Genomic DNA, 19233 nt, shown 5'->3' on the forward strand with positions numbered 1-19233 from the left:
GCAGAGCGGCCACGGCACCCGCACCGCGATATCGGCGGGCCCGCGGCCGGGCGCAGGCGGGTACGCCCCCACCGCCCGTGCCCGCACCGCCCGTGCGCGCACCGCATCACTGGCGGTAGCCCGAGAGGAAGCGGCCGATGCGGCTGATGGCGGTGTCCAGGACGTCGGCGTGCGGCAGGGTGAGGATGCGGAAGTGGTCCGTGCCGGGCCAGTTGAAGCCGGTGCCCTGCACCACCTGGATCTTCTCCCGCAGCAGCAGGTCGAGCACGAACCTCTCGTCGTCGACGATCGGGTGCACCTTGGGATCGATGCGGGGGAACGCGTAGAGCGCGCCCTTCGGCTTCACGCAGGAGACGCCCGGGATCTCGTTGAGCTTCTCCCACGCCGTGTCGCGCTGTTCGTGCAACCGCCCGCCGGGAGCCGTGAGTTCGCGGATGGACTGCCGGCCGCCGAGCGCCGCCTGGATGGCGTACTGGGCCGGGGCGTTGGCGCACAGCCGCATGGAGGCCAGCATGGTGAGGCCCTCCAGGTAGTCCTTGGCGTGCTCGCGCGGACCGGACACCACCAGCCAGCCGCTGCGGAACCCGGCGACCCGGTAGGTCTTGGAGAGGCCGCAGAAGGTGAGCACCACCAGGTCGGGGGCGAGGGCGGCCGCCGGGTGGTGCACGGCGTCGTCGTAGAGGATCTCGTCGTAGATCTCGTCGGCGAACACCATCAGCCCGTGCCGGCGCGCGAGGTCGAGGATGCCCTCCAGGATCTCCTTCGGATAGACCGCGCCGGTGGGGTTGTTGGGGTTGATGATCACGACGGCCTTGGTGCGGTCGGTGATCTTCGACGCCATGTCGGCCAGGTCCGGGTACCAGTCGGACCGCTCGTCGCAGAGGTAGTGCACCGCCTTGCCGCCGGCCAGCGTGGTGACGGCGGTCCACAGCGGGAAGTCCGGCGCGGGGATGAGGATCTCGTCGCCGTCCTCCACGAGGGCCTGGACCGCCATGGAGACCAGCTCGGAGACGCCGTTGCCGAGGAACACGTCGTCCACGCCCACCTCGACGCCGCGCGCCTGGTAGCGCTGGGCCACGGCGCGGCGCGCGGAGAGGATGCCGCGCGAGTCGGTGTAGCCGTGCGCCTGGGGCAGCATCCGGATCATGTCCTGGAGGATCTCCTCCGGGGCCTCGAACCCGAAGAGCGCCGGGTTGCCGGTGTTCAGCCGCAGGACGCTGTGCCCGGCCTCCTCCAGCGCGTTGGCGTGCTCGATCACCGGGCCGCGGATCTCGTAACAGACCTCGCTGAGTTTGCTCGACTGGCGGAACTCCATCGTGTGCCCCTCGGGTTTGTGGTGTTGCTTGGTTTTACCAAGCGGGCACTTGGAAAGTCCAACCTGTTGTCTAGACTGCCGGTCATGTCACCTCGCCGCAGCTACGACCAGTACTGTTCCGCCGCGCGGGCGCTCGACCTCGTGGGCGACCGGTGGACCCTGCTGATCGTCCGGGAACTGCTCGCCGGACCGCGCCGTTACACCGACCTGCACGCCGATCTGCCGGGCGTCAGCACCGACATGCTGGCGACCCGGCTGCGCGACATGGAGCGCGACGGACTGCTCGCCCGGCGCCGCCTGGCTCCGCCCGGAAACGCGTCCGTCTACGAACTCACCGCACGCGGGCGGGAGTTGACGGGGGTGCTGCACGCGCTCGGACAGTGGGGCGCGGGCGCACTGGGCGATCGCGGGCCGACGGACGCGGTGCGTGCCCACTGGTTCGCCCTGCCGCTGCTGCGGGCGCTGGAGGCCGCGGGCGTGCGGGGCGTGGTTCAGGTGTCCCTGGACGAAGGGGAGTTCCACCTCCACGCGGGCTCGTCCGACGGTCCCGCCTACGGTCTGGGGGCCGCGCCCGGGGAGCCGGACCTGCGCCTGAACCTGGACACGCGGACGTGTCTCGCGCTGGCGCGGGGGGAGCTGGACGCGGCGGCGCTGCTGGTGCGGGCCTGAGGCGGAGGCTGCCGCCGGGTGGGGCGGGACCGCTGCCGGGGTGCGGCGAGGGGGTCGGCGCGGCCGAGGCGCGGGGCGTGGGCGCGGCGAGGGTGTTGGCGGGTCCGTGGCCTGGGCGCGGGGCCGTGGCGTGGGGGCCAGTGGGGCCCGTGACGAGGCCCGCTGCCGCGGTGCGGCCGGTGACGAGGCCTGCTGCCGGGGTGCGGCCCGTGGCGGGACCTGTGGCGAGGCCGGCGGCCGGGGCCCCGCGATCGCAGGCCCCGGCCGCCGGCCGGGAGGTGTGCCGCCCGGTGCGGACGGGGCGGGGTTCAGGCCCCGCCCCGCACGGGCGGCGGGGTTCACGCCTCCCCCCGCACGGGCGGCGGGGTTCACACCCCGCCCCGCGCGGGCGGCGGGGTTCACGCCCCGGGGCGGCCCCGGCCACGGGTGAGGGTGTAGCCCCACACCCCGGCGAGGGCGGCGAGGACGCCGCCCGCCGCGGTCCAGAGCCAGCGGTCCGTCCACCACCCGGAGGACCAGCCGTCCTCCAGGTCCGTGCCGGCCAGGACCGGCGCGTCGTCGAGCAGCCCGCCGTCGCCGTCCTCGGTCCCCGCACCGTCCTCGCCGCCCTCGGCGGCCGTCCGCATCGCGACACCGGGGATCAGAGGCTCCGCCAGTGAACCGTCCACGGCCGCGGAGCCGCCGGCGTCCGTCACCTCGACCTGGACCTCGGCCGCTATCGCGCGTCCCACGTCCGACACCGGCAGGCCGACGGCCGACAGGCGCACGTAGTACGTCCCCGGCAGCGGGTCGTTCGCCCACGGCTCGGCCCAGCCGCGCACCGTGCGCAGCGCGCACGCCAGCTCCACCGAGGTGGTGCCCGCCGGGACCGCGCGGGTCTGCGCCCCGTAGCGGCAGGCCTGCCGCCGGCGCAGACCGTCGTAGACGTCGATCTGCCAGGTCTCCCCGGCATGCTCCTCCGGCAGCCGCACGGAGGCGCGGACGGTGGCCCGCTGGGTGGCGTCCGCGGGGAACGACCAGTACAGGTAGTCACCGGTGGAGCCCTGGGCGGTGGCCTTCACCCCCGGACCGATCTCCGTCGCGCTGCGGAACGAGGTGCCCGCCTCGGTCGGCGCCGCGCTCGCCCCCTCCTCGTCGGGGGAGGGGGAGGCGTCGGCGGCCGCGGGTGCGGCGGCCAGACCGGCCAGGAGCAGCGCCGCGGTCAACACACGTCGCACTCGCATCAGTTCGTCCTCCAGACGGCGACCCGCCAGCGCGAGATCCAGCCCCAGACGAGGCCGGCCAGGAATCCGGTGACAACCAGCGCGCCGAGCAGCCACCAGCCGCGGCCCAGCCCGAAGGCGGCCACGTCGTCGGCGTCGGACGGCCCGTCCACCACGTCCACCGTGAGCTCCACCGGCAGTCCCGGCGTCGTCTTCACGCCGGCCGCTGGGGAGAAGGAGTGCGTCACCGCGAGGCAGACCACCTCGGCGGGCGCGTCGTCCTCGTCGCTCTGCGCCTTCGGCAACCTCAGGCCCGTGGAGACCAGGTCGGTGCGGCCGTGCCCGGACGCCTCGCCGCGCACCATCTCCCGCCCGTGGACGGTGACCGCCCGCAGCAGCACCCCGTACCCGGGGGTCACCTCGCGGTCGGCGGCGACGCTCACCGCGGCGCGCAGTTCCTGCCCCGGCTCCAGGTCCACCCGGTACCAGCGGGCCTTCCCGAAGTCCGCGCGGTCCGTGTACAGCCCGGACTTCAGCACCGGCGCGCCCTCGCAGGCGCCGGTGCCCTCGACGGCCACCGGGGTGACCGTCGGGTCCGCGGCGCGCTCGACCAACTGGCCCACGCGGTCGGCGAGTTCCTCCTTGTGCTGTACGGAGGTGTAGGTGCCGCCGGTGGCCTCGGCGATGCAGAGCAGCTGGTCGCGGGTCTTGGCGTCGGGGACCAGACCCAGGGTGTCGATGGTCAGGCCGATGCCCCGGGCCGCGATCTCGCGGGCCACCTCGCACGGGTCCAGCGGGGCGCAGGTGTCCTCGCCGTCGGTGATCAGGACGATCCGGCGGGTGCCCTCGCCCTCCTGGAAGTCACGGGCCGCCGCCTGCAGCGCGGGACCGATCGGGGTCCAGCCGGTGGGCGTCAGCGTGGCGACCGCCGTCTTGGCCTCCACCCGGTCCAACGGGCCGATCGGGTAGAGCTGTTCGGTGTCCTTGCAGCCCTCCTTGCGGTCGTCGCCCGGGTAGTTCGCGCCGAGCGTCCGGATGCCGAGCCGCACCTCCTCGGGGGTCGCGTCCAGGACCTCGTTGAAGGCCTGCTTGGCCGCCGCCATCCGGCTGCCGCCGTCCACGTCCCGCTCGCGCATGGAGCCGCTGACGTCGAGCACCAACTCGACCTGTGGCGTGGGCCGTCCGTCCGTCTCGTCGGCCGCGGCCGACGTGGGGAACGCCGGTCCTGCCGCCAGGGCGGCGAGCAGGGCGAGTGCGCCTACCGCCAACCGTTTTCTTCTGATCATCGCCGGATCGTATTGAACGAAGTGTCGTGCGGTGGCGGCGGGGGTCGATCCCCCGTACTCGGCAATCGGGTTGACGGACGCCTCACCCTTCGAGAGGAGGCGGAAGGAGCGTCCACCGGTCGCCCGGCACGTCGGGTGAGAGGCGCATCAGCGTGAGCGCCTTGGTGGGCAGCGGATCGCCCAGCAGCGCCTCGCGGTCGGGGGTGGAGGGCAGCCGGGCAGCGGCCTCCCGCAGCACGGAGGCCAGAGCCTCGGACGAGCCGGCCGCGGCGCCGAGCGCGCCGGCGACCAGCGATCCGAAGAGCTTGCGGCGCAGCGCCGTCACGTCGTCGGTGACGATCCGCGCAGGGAAGCCGTCCGGCAGCCGCAGCCCGTGACGGGCCAGCCGCCGCGGGGCGACCCGGATGTCCGCCAGGTCCCGGTAGACCAGGCGCACCGGCCTGCCGTCCGGGGAGAGCACCGCGAGCAGGTTCTGGCCGTGGGCCTCCAGGGCCACCCCCAGCTCCAGCAGGCGCAGACCCACGCCCAGGGACAGCGCCGCGAGATCGGTGAGCCAGGAGGACGCGAGGACGGACCCCGCCGCGGCGAGCGCGGCCACGGGCACGACCCGCTCGCCGGGACCCGCGTACACCTCCGGCGCCTCGCGGATCACCGCCGCGAGGTCCGGTGTGCCGTCGCAGGCGGCGCCCAGGGTGCGGGTGACGTGCAGCAGGCCGCCCAGACGCGGCGTCAGGGCCTCCGCGAAGGCCGAGACGATCGCCGAGGAGGCGATCGACCCGGGGGAGATGTCGCGTACCGAGGAGGTCAGCCGGGCCGACAGCGCGGTCTTCACCTGCGGCCCGCCGGGCACCGCCAAGGTGCGCAGGGCCATCAGGGGGTGCGCGGCGAATCCGTCCGCGTCGCCCTGCCTGTTCACCTCTCCGTTCCCCTCGCCATTCCCGGAACCGGTTGCGGTGCCGGAGCCGGTCCCGGTGCCGGTCCCGGTTCCGATTTCGGTTCGGTTGCCGTCCACGGGCAGGCGCAGGACGTGCCGTGCCTGCCAGGGGTGCACGGGCAGCAGCAGCCGGCCGCTGTCGCGCCATTCGGCCGGCCAGTCGCCGGACACCAGGCACCGCTCCCGCTCCACCGGAAGCAGGGACAGTCGTACCACCGGCCGGTGCTCGGGCGCGTAGGCCAGTTCGTCGGCCACCGTGAAACCGGGCCGGGAACGGCAGCCCGGGTGGTACGGATGACCGTCCACCACCCGTTGCTCCCACTCCCACGACGCCGCCGAAGGCCCGGGGGCCGCAGCCGTGTCGGCACGGGACAGCGCCAACGACGTCACGCTGCCCGCGAGTTCGGCGGCGAACACCGTGCCGTGCGGGACGCCCAGGTCCTCCACCAGCGCGGCCGGATCCAGGTACTCGACGCCCGCCAGGCCGAGGCGCGTCACCCTGCCGTCCACCGCGAACGGATCGGCGGGCGGCCCGTGGAGCGCGCGGCCGTCCGCCAGCCGTACGGTCAGGCCGCCGGCCGTGTTGCCGCGTTCCGCGATCCACGGCAGCGGCTCGAAGGCCAGGGCCCGCCACAGCCGGGTCAGCACGGCGGCCCGCGCCCCGGGCAGGGCCGCGCCGAACGGCTCGACCAGGTCGGGGCGCAGGTCCGCCAAGTGCCGTGCCACCTCGTGCTCCTGGCGGACCGAACACCGCACGTCGCCGTCTCCTCCGTGTCGCTGCGTGCCGGGGCATCGGTCGGTGCCGCGGTGTGGCGCTGCCGGGGCCGGCGCCGGTGCTGATGCTGGTGCCGTGCCGCGGTGTGTCGGTGCCGGTCCCGCGCTGTGCCGGTGCGGTTGCCGCTGCGTTCCGGGCCTCGGCGTCGTGTCGCGGCCTCGTGTCGCGGCGTCCTGTCGTGGCCCGGCGGCGTCGGGTCAGGCGTCAGGCCCCTCGTGGAGGCCGGTGTCGGCCGGGCCCCGGGTGAAGCGGGTGAACCGCACCTGGAGTCCCGCGCGTCGGGGCGAGCAGCAGAACGGCCCCGCGCCGGCCACCGCGTCCGGCGACAACGGTGCGAGGCGGACCATGCGCCAGGGCTCCTCCGGGACCCGGGCGCGGATGGTCACCGCGTCGCCCACGCGGCTGGCCCTGACCGTGACCGGACGGCCGTGCCAGTCGGGGACGGGAGCGAGGGACCAGTCGGAGAGGCCGTGGGTGACGACGGCGCCCAGCTGGGGGACCCCGTCACTCATCTCCACCCCGGCCTTGATCCAGGTGTGCGCGTCCACACGGACCATGAGCCCCGCCTGGTCGTACAGCGCGTCGAAGAGGGCCAGGAACGTGACCTCCACCGCCGACCCGCCGGGGAACGCGGTGAGCAGCGCGTGGCCGTCGTCGCGGACGAAGCCGTAGCTGGTGGTGCGCCAGAAGTCGGACTCCTCCCGCGCGGTGACGAGCAGATCCGTGCCCTCGACGGCGGTGGCCAGGGGCGGATTGAGCCAGGTGGCGTCGTTCAGGTCGACTTCCTGCCGGTGGTCCACGGGGTTGTCCTTACGCCGGTGGTGCGAGCGAGCCGGCGTGCACGGCCGTGGCCCCCCGCCCCGGATGCGGTCGTGCGTGCCGCGACAAGATCCTTCACAGCGGAGCGGTACTTGTCCAGGCCGTCTCCCGCGGATGGCCGTCCCTCGCCCCTCCCTCCGGAGCGGACTTCGCGACCGTGCCGGGGCCGGAGATACTGACCGCGACCGCGCCGCCGGACGAACGGACCATCAGCGCACATGCCCCCCATCGCGGACCTCGGCGAGAGCGCCGACGCCTACGCCTGCACGCCGCTCCTCAACTGCCTCCTGCGCGAGGCCGCCCGGCCGGAGGACGGCGCGGGGGAGGCGGGCACGGGCCTGCGCGTGCACCGGCTGGCGGCCAGCGGCCGGCTGCTCAGGGTGCGCGGGACCAGGCGCCCCACCGAGCCGGAGGTGCGCCGAGGGCCGGAGGCGCGCGGGGAGCCGGGATGGCGGCGGCTGGACCACACGGAACTGGTCAAACTGGTCGCCGAGGAGCTCCGCCTGCACACCGGCCTCACCAACGACGAACTGCCCGGCGAGATGCTCGACAGCCGTAACGCCGTCGCCGCCCTGCTCGCCGCCCGCGCCTCGGCCGAGCCGCCCGCCGACCCCTACCTCCGTTCCGAGCAGTCCCTGCTGACCGGCCACCCCTACCACCCCGCGCCCAAGGCCCGCGGCGGGGGACCGGCGGCCGCCTGGCTCCCGTACGCGCCCGAGGCGCACGCCCGCTTCCCGCTGACCCTGCTCGCCGTCCGGGAGGACGCCGTCGTCGAGGAGGGGGACGTCACAGCCCTGGACGCCCTGGGCGAGGCACCGCCCGGCTACCGGCTGCTTCCCGCGCACCCCTGGCAGCTGGAACTGGTGGCGGGCCGCCCCGAGATCCGCCGGGCGTTCGCCGACGGACGGCTGCTGCGCCTGGGCGTCACCGCCGAGCACGCCTGGCCCACTGCCGCCGTGCGCACGGTCCACTTGCCGGGGGCGGACCTCTTCCTGAAGTTCAGCCTCGACGTGCGGATCACCAACGACGTCCGGCGGCTGTGGCGGCACGACCTGCTGCGCCTGCGCCGCACGGACACCGCCGTGACCACCGCGCTGGCCGCCCTGCCGGCCGAGGAGGCGGCGGGCGCGGCCTGGCTGAGCGACCGTGGTTACCGCACGGCGTCCTTCGCCTTCGAGGAACTGGCCGTGCTGGCCCGTGAGGGCCTCACCGCCCACCTCCCGCCCGGCGCCACCGCACTGCTGGCCGCGGCCCTCGCCGAGGGCTTCGAGGGCAGCCCGCTGGACCGGGCCGGCGGCGACCCGCACGCCTGGTGGACGGCGTACCTCCGCGCGGTCGTCCCGCCCGCGCTCCACCTCTTCCACCGGCACGGCGTGGTCCTGGAGGCCCACCTGCAGAACTGCCTGATCGTCGTCGGCCCCGACGGGTGGCCCGTCCGCGCCCTCTTCCGTGACGCGGAGGGAGTCAAGACGGTGCCGGGAGCGGGGCCGATCACCGGGGTCGGACCGGTCGCCGGGGTCGGGGCCGAGTCCGGAGTCGAGGTCGGGGCCGGATCCTTGGGCGCAGCCGGAACCGGAGCCGAGGCCGCAGCGGAACGTGGGGCTGGAGCTGGAGCCGAGCCCGGATCCACAGCTGGATCCGCGGCCGCGGTCGAGCCCGAATCCGCAGCCGGTTCCGGCACCGGCACCGGAACCGGCACCGGAACCGGAACCGGAACCGGGGCAGAGGCCGAAGCCGAACCTGGGGCTGGAGCCGTAGCTGGGGTCGCGGCCGGAGCTGGAGCCGCGGCCGGAACCGGAGCCACGGCCGCGGATGAGCCCGGATCCGGGGCGCGAGCCGCGGTGGAGCGGGCCGCGGGCTGGGAGCGGCTGGTCTACTGCCTGCTCGTCAACCATCTGGGCGAAATCGCCGAAGCCCTGCGCGAGCGGCACCCCGCCCTCGACCCGTGGCCCGCGGTACGACGCGAGATCGCCCGGCACGACATCCCGGAGGCCCGGCGACTGCTCACCCGGCCGACCCTGCCCGGCAAGACGAACCTGCTGCTGCGGTGGACCGGCGCGGACGGGGCGGACGCCCGCTACCTCCCGCTGCCGAACCCGCTGACAGGGACGGCGTGAACGACCGGACGGGCCCGGGCCTCGCGCCGCCGCGCAGGCCGGTCCGCCACCCCGTGGCCCCGGGCGGCAGCACCGGAACTGCGGATCGGGCCATGAGCCCCCACCCTGGAAGGAGACGTCGCGCGCGGTGCGCGGCGCACCGGCCAGGGAGTGCCCGATGGCGAAGAGCGACAGCGGCGACAAGAAGCTGAAGAAGGGCGACAAGGTCGCCTGGAGCAGCCACGGCAGCGAGACCGAGGGCAAGGTGGAGAAGAAGATCACCGAGCGGACCGAGGAGGCGGGGCGCACCGTGGACGCCTCGTCGGACGACCCGCAGTACGAGGTCCGCAGCGAGAAGTCCGGCCGGTCGGCGGTGCACAAGCCGTCCTCGCTGAAGAAGAAGTGACGCCGGTGGACGACGGCGAGCGCGAGGAGACCTGGGGCGAGTTCCGCGAGCTGGTGAACATGAGCCCCTCCGACCTGGAGAAGTGGCTGGCCACCGAGGAGTCCCAGGAGGCGGGCCAGCACAAGGACGGGGGCGAGTCCACGGGCCACGCCTCCGGCCGCAGGATCGTCGAGATCCTGCGCGCGAAGAAGGGCGACCTCTCCGACGACGACTACGGGCACATGCGCAAGGTGGTCGGCTACGTCCGGCGGCACCTCGCCCAGCGCCCCTCGGGCGACGTGCGGGACACCCGCTGGCGGCACTCGCTCATGAACTGGGGCCACGACCCGCTGGTGTGACCGCCAGGTCCCCGCCCGGCTACCATGCTCCTTTCGTGCCGGAGGCGGCAGGCGAGGCGGGCACCGTACGGCGGGCGCCCACCGCCTCGGACCCGGCCGTGACGGCGAGGCGACGACCGGTAGGGCCTGGGACAGATGCTGAGAGAGGTCACCGCCACCCGCTACGTCGAACCGCTGCGGACCGGTGGATCGGTGCCCGGGGTCGTCGAGGCGGACGACCTGGGCACCTACGTGGTGAAGTTCACCGGTTCCGCGCAGGGACGCAAGGCGCTGGTCGCCGAGGTGATCGTCGGGGAACTGGCGCGCCGGCTCCGGCTGCGGGTGCCCGAACTGGTGCGGGTCCGGTTCGACCCGGCCCTCGGCGCGGACGAGCCGCACGCGGAGGTCCGCGGCCTGCTGAACGCCAGCGCGGGCCTCAACCTGGGCATGGACCACCTTTCCGGCGGCGCCGACCTCACCCCCGAGCTGGCCGAGACCTTCACCGTCGACCCCCTGGAGGCCGGTCGGATCGTCTGGCTCGACGCCCTCACGGCCAACGTCGACCGCACCGTGCACAGCTCCAACCTGATGGTCTGGCCCACCCGCGGCACCGCCCCGGCCCGCCTCTGGCTCATCGACCACGGCGCCGCCCTGGTCTTCCACCACCGGTGGGACGACACCGCCCCCGACAAGGCCTACGACTTCCGGCACCACGCGCTGGGCCGCTACGCCCCGGACACCCGCGCCGCCGACGCCGAACTGGCGCCCCGGGTCACCGAGGAACTGCTGCGCGAGGTGGCCGCCGAGGTGCCCGACGAGTGGCTGGAGGGCGAGCCCGGATTCCCGGGGCCGGACGCGCTCCGCGAGGCCTACGTCACCTGGCTCGCCGCGCGGGCGGCCTCCTCGGCCACCTGGCTGCCGGTCGACTTCCCCAGCGGCGACCAGCTCGCCGCGGAGGAGCACGCCCGGCGGGAGAAGAGCCGGCGCGGACGCCCCGGGTGGCTCCAGCGCGTCCCCGACCTCCACGGCAAACCGGCCGCGACGCAGGACTGGTCCGCCCACCTGGACGACGCGGGCTGACCACGCGGGCCGGTGGCGGTCGCCGCGGTCGCTGGAGGCGACGCCCTTGCGGTCGGCGGCGGGGGATGCCGGTGCCCAGCCCGTGCGGTCGGCTCCCCCCGGCGCCCCCGCTGCCCCGGGAGGGGTGGCCGCCCAGCGCGGGAGCGGCGGGGCGGCCGGTCCCGCGGTCAGGCGGCCAGGTGCCCGTACGCGGGCAGCGTGAGGAACTCCTCGTACCGCTCGTCGAGCGCCACCTTCAGCAGCAGGTCGTGCGCCTCCTGCCAGCGGCCGGCCGCGAACGCCTCCTCGCCCAGCTCGGCCCGGAGGTTCCCCAGCTCCTCGGCGGCGACCTTGCGCGCCAGCTCCGGGGTGGCCTTCTCGCCGTTCTCGAACTCGACGCCCGCGTTGATCCACTGCCAGATCTGCGAACGGGAGATCTCCGCGGTGGCCGCGTCCTCCATCAGGTTGAAGATGGCCACCGCCCCCAGACCGCGCAGCCAGGCCTCGATGTACCGCATGCCCACCTGAACCGCGTTGACCAGACCGGCCGAGGTCGGCCGTGCCTCCAGCGAGTCGACCGCCAGCAGGTCGGCCGCCCGCACCTCGACCTCCTCGCGCAGCCGGTCCTTCTGGTGCGGGCGCTCGCCCAGCACCGCGTCGAAGGACGCCCGGCACAGCGGCACCAGGTCCGGGTGCGCCACCCAGGAGCCGTCGAAGCCGTCGCCCGCCTCCCGGTCCTTGTCCGCCCGCACCTTCTCCAGGGCGACCTTGTTGACCTCCTCGTCCCGCCGCGAGGGGATGAACGCGGCCATGCCGCCGATCGCGTGGGCGCCCCGCCGATGGCAGGTGCGCACCAGCAGTTCGGTGTAGGCGCGCATGAACGGAGCCGTCATGGTGACGGAGTTGCGGTCCGGCAGGACGAACTTCGGCCCGCAGTCACGAAAGTTCTTCACGATGGAGAACAGGTAGTCCCAGCGGCCGGCGTTCAGCCCGGAGGCGTGGTCGCGCAGCTCGTAGAGGATCTCCTCCATCTCGTAGGCGGCCGTGATGGTCTCGATGAGCACCGTCGCCCGCACCGAGCCCTGCGGGACGCCCAGGGCGTCCTGGGCGTACACGAAGACGTCGTTCCACAGCCGGGCCTCCAGGTGGGACTCCAGCTTGGGCAGGTAGAAGTACGGGCCCTTGCCCGTCTCCAGCAGCCGACGGGCGTTGTGGAAGAAGTACAGGCCGAAGTCGACCAGGGCGCCCGGCACCTTCTCGCCGTCGACCTCGAGGTGGCGCTCCTCCAGGTGCCAGCCGCGCGGCCGCATCACCACCGTCGCCAGCTCCGCGTCCGGGCGCAGCGCGTACGACTTGCCGGAGGCGGGATCGGTGAAGTCGATGTCGCGCGTGTAGGCGTCGATCAGGTTGACCTGGCCGAGCACCACGTTCTCCCAGGTGGGGGAGAGGGCGTCCTCGAAGTCGGCGAGCCAGATCCGCGCGCCGGAATTCAGCGCGTTGATGGTCATCTTGCGGTCGGTGGGGCCGGTGATCTCGACCCGGCGGTCCAGCAGCGCGTCGGGACACGGAGCCACGCGCCAGGTGTCGTCGTCACGGATCGCCGCCGTCTCGGGCAGGAAGTCGAGGGAGGCGGTGCGGGCGATCTCCTCGCGGCGCCGGGCGCGGCGCTCGAGCAGCTCGCTGCGGCGCGGAGCGAAGCGCCGGTGCAGCTCGGCCAGGAAGGCGAGCGCCTCACCGGTCAGGACCTCCTCCTGCCTGGGCAGCGGCTCGGCGTCGACGACGACGGCCGGGGACGGCGCGGTAGCGGACATCAGCGGACTCCTTCGGCACGGGCACTTCTGGGCATTCGGCACATCTGTACGTCAGTACTTCTGGACAGTGGACAACAGTTTCCTCATGGCGGAAAGCCGGGGTCAACGCCTGGGCCGCAGCCGGGCCAGATCCGCCACGGTGTCGATGTCGTACGGATCGGCCAGGTCCGCGCACTCCACCCGGACGAGCTCCGCCTCGTGCGCTCCCAGGTAGGCACGTGCCCCCTGGTCGCCCACCGCATCCGCGGCGATGCCCGGCCAGTGCGCCGCGCCGAACAGCACCGGATGGCCGCGCGCCCCGGCGTACGCCGCCGACACGAGCGCCCCCGGAAGCTCCCGAGCCCCCTCGGCGAGAGCCGCCTCCCGCACGCGCCGCACGGCCGGCGCTCCGATGCCGGGCTGGTCCACCAGCAGGACCAGCGCGGCCTCGGCGCCGGTCCCCTCCAGCGAGGCGAGTCCGGCCCGTAGCGACGCCCCCATGCCCTGCTGCCAGTCGGGGCTGTCGACCAGGACGCAGCCGGGCAGGCGGGCCCGCGCCCGTACCTCCTCGGCGCCGGCCCCGAGGACCACGTGGACACGCGCGCAGCCGCCGGCGCGCAGGGCGTGGGCGGCCCGCTCCACCAAGAGGGCGCCGCGGTCCTCCAGCAGGGCCTTGGGACGGCCCCCCAACCGCCGCCCGCCGCCCGCGGCGAGCAGCAGTCCGACGACCTTCTCGGTGGCCTCCGGGGCCTGGTGAGCTCCTGTCATGGGTATTGCTTACCTGACCTGGGCGAACGGCGTGGTGGGCCTGTGGACAACCGGCAGCTTCGTTGCCGGGAGTGAACCCTATGGGTGGAATTTGTCGCCATGGAGTGGCGCGAGCGCGGCGGGGTGGCGTTTACTGGCTGCCCCGCTCGTCGGCGCCTGACCAGTGCCGTGCGCGGGAGGGGTCGCGCAGGAGCGAGCGCATGATCTGCGCGACGGCTGGTGGCCCTGGTTCCCAGGGGAGTCGACGTGCGAAACGGTGCCGGCCGACGACGTGAGGGGGAGTGCGGTGTTGCGGAGTTTGGAACGTCCGCCGGCCGACGGCCGGGGTGAGGACCCGCGGGTGGCGGGGCTGAAGGCCGCCGTGGCGCGGCTGCGGCGGGAGTTGGCGTCCTATCGGGTGGAGTTCACGGATCGGGCGGTCGCCGAGGAGGAGATCGCGGGTCTCGCCGCGCTCGCGGCCGAGGGTTCGCCCGACCCGGCCCGGCTGCGGCGTTCGCTGCTGCTGATCGCGAGTGCGGTCGGATCCGTCTCGGCCCTCGCCGGCGGCATGCGCGACGTCCGCCACGCGGTGGAGCGGTTCGACTCCCCGGCTGCGACGGTCTGACGGGCCGACCGCGGGCCGGCCACGTGGCAGGACCGTGGTGGTGCCGGCCGGCCCGGGTTTCCGTCGGCGGAGACCTGGGCCAGGCTGTCCGACCGTCGGGGCACGCGGGACGCGGCATGTGTGACGGGGTGGCCGGTAGGGCCGGGCAGGCTGCCCGCGTGCCGGAGGTCCCATCTCGACGGGGGTCCGCCGGGGCCGACGCCGGGCGGCTGCCCCGCAACGCCTGGCCGAGGGGCCGCCGGGGTGCGGTGCCTCAAGGGGTGTCGGGGCGTCGCCCGAAGTGGTGTCCGCCCGCCGGACTGCCCGCCGAGGCAACAGCGGCGCGGACCGCCCGCCGAGGCCACAGCGGCACGGGTCGCGCAGGCGGGGGCCCTTGCGGCGCGGGCACCTGCGGCGGAGGTCACGGTGTGGGGGCTGCCCCCCGCAGGGTCTCGCCCAGTTCGGCGGCCACCGCCCGCAGCACCGGCACGATCCGCTCCGTCGCCTCGTCGGTGAGGCGTCCCGCCGGGCCGGACACCGACAGCGCCGTCCGGGTGGGCGAGCCGGGGACCGCCACCGCCAGGCAACGGACGCCGACCTCCTGCTCGTTGTCGTCCACCGCGAAGCCGGCCCGCCGGACCTCCTCCAGCGCCGCGAGGAAGGCGTCGGGCGTGGTGATGGTCCGGTCCGTCGCCGCCGGCATCCCGGTGCGGGCCAGCAGCGCCCGCACCTCCTGCGGCGAGGAGTCCGCCAGCAGCGCCTTGCCCACGCCGGTGGAGTGCGGCAGCACCCGACGGCCCACCTCGGTGAACATCCGCATCGAGTGCCGGGACGGCGCTTGGGCCACGTACACCACCTCGTCGCCGTCCAGCAGCGCCATGTTGGCGGTCTCCCCGGTCTCCTCGACCAGCCGGGCCAGGTACGGCCGCGCCCACGAGCCCAGCAGCCGCGACGCGGACTCGCCCAGCCGGATCAGCCGCGGCCCGAGCGCGTACCGGCGGCTCGGCTGCTGCCGGACGTAGCCGCAGGTCACCAGGGTGCGCATCAGGCGGTGGATGGTCGGCAGGGGCAGTCCGCTGTCCGTCGCCAGTTCGCTCAGGCCGACCTCGCCACCCGCGTCCGCCATCCGCTCCAGCAGGTCGAAGGCGCGCTCGAGGGACTGGACCGATCCGCTCGGTGAGCTGGGCGTCGGCACGGGCGTGGTCCTTTCGACCGGAGTCCGGAACGGGGGAAGCGTAGCCGCACCGCGCGGCGGGGCGGTGTCGGCCGGTGGCTCTTGACGGGGCGCGGGCGCGAAGGAATCCTTCAACAAATCGTTGAAGCGCGCCGGTTCACCCGGTCCGGCGCGCGGAGCGGGAGAGGGGGGCCGTCCTCGTGCCCGAAGCACCTGCGCCCGGCACGGAACTGGTGGTGCGTTCCACCCGCGTGGTCACCCCCGCGGGGATCCGGCCCGCCTCCGTCATGGTCTCCGTCTCCCGCGGAGTGATCACGGACGTGGTCGGCCACGACGCCCCCGTCCCGGCCGGCGCCCGCCTCGAGGACCTGGGCGACCTCGCCCTCCTCCCGGGCCTGGTCGACACCCACGTCCACGTGAACGACCCCGGCCGTGAGCACTGGGAGGGCTTCTGGACCGCCACCCGCGCCGCCGCGGCCGGCGGCGTCACGACCCTGATCGACATGCCGCTCAACTCCCTCCCGCCGACCACCACCCCGCGCCACCTCGAGATCAAGCGGGAGGCCGCCCGGGGCCGCGTCCATGTCGACGTCGGCTTCTGGGGCGGCGCCGTGCCCGCCAACGCGGGCGGACTCCGCCCCCTCCACGAGGCCGGCGTCTTCGGCTTCAAGGCATTCCTCTCGCCCTCCGGCGTCGAGGAGTTCCCCGAGCTCGACCTCGGAGAACTGGCCCGCGCCATGGACGAGATCGCCGCCTTCGACGGGCTGCTGGTCGTGCACGCCGAGGATCCGCACCGTCTCGCCGAGGCTCCGCCCTGCGGCGGCCCCCGGTACGCCGACTTCCTGGCCTCCCGGCCCCGCGGGTCCGAGGACAGCGCCGTCGCCCAGGTCCTCGCCCTGGCGCGCGAGTCCGGCGTCCGGGTGCACATCCTGCACCTGTCCTCCGCCGGCGCCCTGCCCCTGGTCGCGGCCGCCCGGGCCGCCGGGACCCGGGTCACCGCGGAGACCTGCCCGCACTACCTGACCCTCACCGCGGAGGAGGTCCCCGACGGGGCCGCCGAGTTCAAGTGCTGCCCCCCGATCCGTGAAGCGGCCAACCAGGACCTGCTCTGGCGGGGCCTCGCCGACGGCACCGTCGACTGCGTGGTCACCGACCACTCCCCGTCCACCGCCGACCTGAAGACCGCGGACTTCGCCACGGCCTGGGGCGGCATCTCCGGTCTGCAGCTCAGCCTGTCCGCCGTCTGGACCGAGGCACGCCGCCGCGGGCACGGACTGGATGACGTGGTGCGCTGGATGTCCGCACGCACCGCCGCCCTCGCCGGGCTGGAGCGCAAGGGAACGCTCGCCGCGGGCCGCGACGCCGACCTCGTCGCGTTCGACCCGGACGCCTCGTTCACCGTCGACCCGGCCGGACTCCAGCACCGCAACCCGATCACCGCCTACGCCGGCCGCACCCTGCGGGGCGTCGTCCGTTCCACCTGGCTGCGCGGGCGGAGGATCCACCGGGACGGCTCGTTCACCGGCCCCCGCGGACACCTGCTGGACCGCTGACCGACCGCCTGCCGCACCGTCGACCGCAAGCCAGAAAGGCAGGACCCCTCCCGTGACGGCGATCCCCCGCTTCACCGGCCCCGCCGAGCCCTACCGGGGCGGCGACCCCTACGCCGACCACCGCACGGCCGCGTTCCCCTTCTCCGGCCTGCCCGACCTTGCGGACCGCCGGCTGGGGGCGGCCGTCATCGCCGCAAACGACGAGTTCTTCGCCCCCCGGGAGAACCTGCTGCTGCCAGGGCCCGCCGTCTTCGAGCCGGACGTCTTCGGCCACAAGGGCAAGGTGATGGACGGCTGGGAGACCCGCAGGCGCCGCGGCGCCTGCGCCGAGGACCCCTGGCCCGCGGCCGACGACCACGACTGGGCGCTGGTCCGCCTCGGCGCCCCCGGCGTGGTGCGCGGCGTCGTGGTGGACACCGCCCACTTCCGCGGCAACCACCCGCAGGACGTCTCCGTCGAGGGCGCCGCCCTGCCGGGCACGCCGTCGCCCGGGGAACTGCTGGCCGACGGCGTGCCGTGGACCACGCTGGTGCCGCGCACCCCCGTCGGCGGCCACGCGGCCAACGGCTTCGAGGTGTCCGTGCAGCAGCGCTTCACCCATCTCCGGGTGCGCCAGTACCCCGACGGCGGCATCGCGCGGCTGCGGGTCCACGGCGAGGTCGTCCCCGACCCGGGGTGGCTGACGGCGCTGGGCGTCTTCGACGTCGTCGCGCTCGCCAACGGCGGCGTGGTCGAGGACGTCTCCGACCGCTTCTACTCCCCGGCCTTCCACACGATCCTGCCCGGCCGGTCGTCCCGGATGGACGAGGGCTGGGAGACCCGGCGGCGGCGCGACCGCGGCCACGACTGGATCACCTACCGGCTCGCGGCCCAGGCGGCGGTGCGGGCCGTCGAGATCGACACCGCCTGTCTCAAGGGCAACAGCGCCGGCTGGGCGTCCGTCTCCCTGCGCGACGGCGAGGGCGGCCCGTGGAACGAGATCGTTCCCCGCACCCGGCTCCAGCCCGACACCGTTCACCGCTTCGTCCTGCCCGGTCCGGCCACCGGCACCCACGCGCGCATCGACGTCCACCCGGACGGCGGAATCTCCCGTCTCCGCCTCCACGGCGCCCTGACCCCGGCGGGCGCCCGGGCCCTCACCGCCCGGATGCGCGAACCGGGCCGCTGACGGCCGCGCGCCACACCGTTCCCGGAACTCGCCGTGCCTCCCGCCCGTTCCACGAGCCGGGGGGCACGGGGCGCCCCCGAACCGACGCACAGGGGGATCCGATGACGGACGTGGTGGACCTTCGGCAGTACGGCGAGGGCTTCCGGGCCGACCCGCACCCGGTCTACGCCGAGTTACGGCGGCGCGGGCCGGTGCACCGGGTGATGCTGCCGGCGCCCGACGAGTACGAGACCTGGCTGATCGTGGGCCACGAGGAGGCGCGCGCCGCGCTCGCCGACCCGCGGCTGTCCAAGGACCCGGAGAAGCTGGGCTCCAGCAGGTTCGAAGGTGACCCGGTGGGCAAGCACATGCTCGCCTGCGACCCGCCCCAGCACACCAGACTGCGCACCCTGGTCTCCAGGGCGTTCACACCCCGCCGGGTCGAGGCGATGCGCCCGCGCATCCAGGAGATCACCGACGAACTGCTCGACCGGATGCTCCCCGCGGGCCGCGCGGACCTCGTCGAGGCGCTCTCCTACCCGCTGCCCATAGCGGTGATCTGCGAGCTCCTCGGCGTCCCGGACGGCGACCGCGCCGACTTCCGCGCCATGTCCGGCAACGCCGTCGCGCCCGCCACCGATGCCGACCGGCAGAAGGCCGCCGAGGCCTTCGGCACGTACCTCACGGAACTGATCGCGGACAAGCGGGCCGCCGGGCCCGGCGACGACCTGCTGAGCGAACTGGTCGAGGTCGCCGGCGACGACGGCGACCGCCTCTCCGACCGGGAGCTCATCGGCATGGCCTTCGTGCTGCTGCTCGCCGGACACGAGACCACGGTCAACCTGATCACCAGCGGCGTCCACGCCCTGCTCACCCACCCCGACCAGCTCGCGCTGCTGCGCGAGGACATGGGGCTGCTCGAGGGAGCCGTCGAGGAGACCCTGCGCTACGAGGGCCCGGTCGAGACGGCCACCTTCCGCTTCGCGGCCGAGCCGCTGGAGGTGGCCGGCGTGCCCTTCGCCCGGGGCGACCAGGTGATGATCGGCCTCGCCGCGGCCAACCGCGACCCGGGCCGCCACCTCGACCCCAACCGCTTCGACATACGCCGGGTGAGCACCGGGCACCTGGCCTTCGGCCACGGCATCCACTTCTGCCTGGGCGCGCCGCTGGCCCGGCTGGAGGCCCGGATCGCCATCGGGTCCCTGCTGCGGCGCGCCCCCCGTCTCGCCCTCGACGGCCCGCCCGGCGAGTGGCTCCCCGGCATGCTCGTCCGCGGCCTGCGCTCCCTGCCGGTGCGGTGGTGACGCACGCCGCGGTACCGGTGCCGGTGACGGGCCGGC

General features: G+C 74.7%; 17 protein-coding genes. 9 read left to right on the forward strand and 8 right to left on the reverse strand.

Features of this window, described 5'->3' with window-relative positions; all coding sequences use genetic code 11:
• Positions 1 to 106: 106 nt before the first annotated feature.
• Positions 107 to 1315 (reverse strand): pyridoxal phosphate-dependent aminotransferase, encoded by a 1209-nt coding sequence (locus tag Sfr03f_RS05420; RefSeq protein WP_108952534.1) that lies wholly within the window; start codon positions 1313 to 1315, stop codon positions 107 to 109.
• An 84-nt stretch (positions 1316 to 1399) separates the two neighbouring features.
• Between Sfr03f_RS05420 and Sfr03f_RS05425 the strand changes: the two genes are divergently transcribed.
• Positions 1400 to 1984: a winged helix-turn-helix transcriptional regulator gene (locus Sfr03f_RS05425; RefSeq protein ID WP_108952535.1), complete on the forward strand. Its 585-nt coding sequence runs from the start codon at positions 1400 to 1402 to the stop codon at positions 1982 to 1984.
• A 398-nt stretch (positions 1985 to 2382) separates the two neighbouring features.
• Here Sfr03f_RS05425 and Sfr03f_RS05430 read toward each other — a convergent pair whose 3' ends face one another.
• The 4 genes from Sfr03f_RS05430 to Sfr03f_RS05445 form a co-directional block, all read right to left on the reverse strand.
• A complete protein-coding gene (locus tag Sfr03f_RS05430; protein ID WP_108952536.1) occupies positions 2383 to 3207 on the reverse strand; it encodes a hypothetical protein in 825 nt (274 codons plus the stop codon).
• Positions 3207 to 4472 carry a VWA domain-containing protein gene (locus Sfr03f_RS05435; RefSeq protein ID WP_108952537.1) on the reverse strand — a complete coding sequence of 422 codons (1266 nt, stop codon included), beginning with the start codon at positions 4470 to 4472 and terminating at the stop codon, positions 3207 to 3209. The genes Sfr03f_RS05430 and Sfr03f_RS05435 overlap by 1 nt, the downstream gene beginning before the upstream one ends.
• 82 nt (positions 4473 to 4554) lie before the next feature.
• The gene (locus Sfr03f_RS05440) at positions 4555 to 6132 is read right to left on the reverse strand and encodes an IucA/IucC family protein (RefSeq protein WP_245967405.1); all 1578 of its coding nucleotides are present in this window, start codon (positions 6130 to 6132) and stop codon (positions 4555 to 4557) included.
• Between the two features lie 246 nt (positions 6133 to 6378).
• Positions 6379 to 6981 (reverse strand): DUF1349 domain-containing protein, encoded by a 603-nt coding sequence (locus Sfr03f_RS05445; protein ID WP_108952539.1) that lies wholly within the window; start codon positions 6979 to 6981, stop codon positions 6379 to 6381.
• A 237-nt stretch (positions 6982 to 7218) separates the two neighbouring features.
• Between Sfr03f_RS05445 and Sfr03f_RS05450 the strand changes: the two genes are divergently transcribed.
• The 4 genes from Sfr03f_RS05450 (at position 7219) to Sfr03f_RS05465 (ending at position 10899) form a co-directional block, all read left to right on the forward strand.
• Entirely contained in the window at positions 7219 to 9117 is a 1899-nt protein-coding gene (locus tag Sfr03f_RS05450) for an IucA/IucC family protein (protein ID WP_245967406.1), read from the forward strand.
• A 157-nt stretch (positions 9118 to 9274) separates the two neighbouring features.
• Entirely contained in the window at positions 9275 to 9502 is a 228-nt protein-coding gene (locus Sfr03f_RS05455) for a hypervirulence associated TUDOR domain-containing protein (protein ID WP_108952540.1), read from the forward strand.
• 5 nt (positions 9503 to 9507) lie between these two features.
• Positions 9508 to 9840 (forward strand): DUF3140 domain-containing protein, encoded by a 333-nt coding sequence (locus Sfr03f_RS05460; protein ID WP_108953459.1) that lies wholly within the window; start codon positions 9508 to 9510, stop codon positions 9838 to 9840.
• A gap of 135 nt (positions 9841 to 9975) precedes the next feature.
• Positions 9976 to 10899, forward strand: a complete 924-nt coding sequence (locus Sfr03f_RS05465; protein WP_108952541.1) for a HipA family kinase — start codon at positions 9976 to 9978, stop codon at positions 10897 to 10899.
• A 167-nt stretch (positions 10900 to 11066) separates the two neighbouring features.
• Here the strand turns inward: Sfr03f_RS05465 and aceB are convergent, their stop codons facing one another.
• Both aceB and Sfr03f_RS05475 read right to left on the reverse strand, forming a co-directional pair.
• Positions 11067 to 12689 carry a malate synthase A gene (gene aceB / locus Sfr03f_RS05470; protein ID WP_108952542.1) on the reverse strand — a complete coding sequence of 541 codons (1623 nt, stop codon included), beginning with the start codon at positions 12687 to 12689 and terminating at the stop codon, positions 11067 to 11069.
• 102 nt (positions 12690 to 12791) lie between these two features.
• Complete coding sequence (locus Sfr03f_RS05475) at positions 12792 to 13436, reverse strand: nucleotidyltransferase family protein (RefSeq protein WP_108952543.1); 645 nt, start codon at positions 13434 to 13436, stop codon at positions 12792 to 12794.
• 340 nt (positions 13437 to 13776) lie between these two features.
• Here Sfr03f_RS05475 and Sfr03f_RS05480 point away from each other — a divergent pair, with 340 nt between their 5' ends.
• Positions 13777 to 14040 carry a DUF5955 family protein gene (locus Sfr03f_RS05480; RefSeq protein ID WP_308216748.1) on the forward strand — a complete coding sequence of 88 codons (264 nt, stop codon included), beginning with the start codon at positions 13777 to 13779 and terminating at the stop codon, positions 14038 to 14040.
• Between the two features lie 400 nt (positions 14041 to 14440).
• On the opposite strand, the gene Sfr03f_RS05485 is transcribed toward Sfr03f_RS05480, so the two are convergent.
• A complete protein-coding gene (locus tag Sfr03f_RS05485; protein ID WP_245967407.1) occupies positions 14441 to 15214 on the reverse strand; it encodes an IclR family transcriptional regulator in 774 nt (257 codons plus the stop codon).
• Between the two features lie 179 nt (positions 15215 to 15393).
• Here Sfr03f_RS05485 and allB point away from each other — a divergent pair, with 179 nt between their 5' ends.
• The 3 genes from allB to Sfr03f_RS05500 all read left to right on the forward strand — a co-directional run bounded on the left by allB (position 15394) and on the right by Sfr03f_RS05500 (position 19197).
• On the forward strand, positions 15394 to 16746 hold the full coding sequence (gene allB, locus Sfr03f_RS30900; RefSeq protein ID WP_108952545.1) for an allantoinase AllB: 1353 nt from the start codon (positions 15394 to 15396) through the stop codon (positions 16744 to 16746).
• A 52-nt stretch (positions 16747 to 16798) separates the two neighbouring features.
• Complete coding sequence (gene alc / locus Sfr03f_RS05495) at positions 16799 to 17914, forward strand: allantoicase (RefSeq protein ID WP_108952546.1); 1116 nt, start codon at positions 16799 to 16801, stop codon at positions 17912 to 17914.
• A 101-nt stretch (positions 17915 to 18015) separates the two neighbouring features.
• Positions 18016 to 19197 carry a cytochrome P450 family protein gene (locus Sfr03f_RS05500; RefSeq protein WP_108952547.1) on the forward strand — a complete coding sequence of 394 codons (1182 nt, stop codon included), beginning with the start codon at positions 18016 to 18018 and terminating at the stop codon, positions 19195 to 19197.
• Positions 19198 to 19233: the final 36 nt, after the last annotated feature.

The sequence above is a fragment of the Streptomyces fragilis genome (assembly GCF_003112515.1).
GTDB lineage: Bacteria > Actinomycetota > Actinomycetes > Streptomycetales > Streptomycetaceae > Streptomyces > Streptomyces fragilis.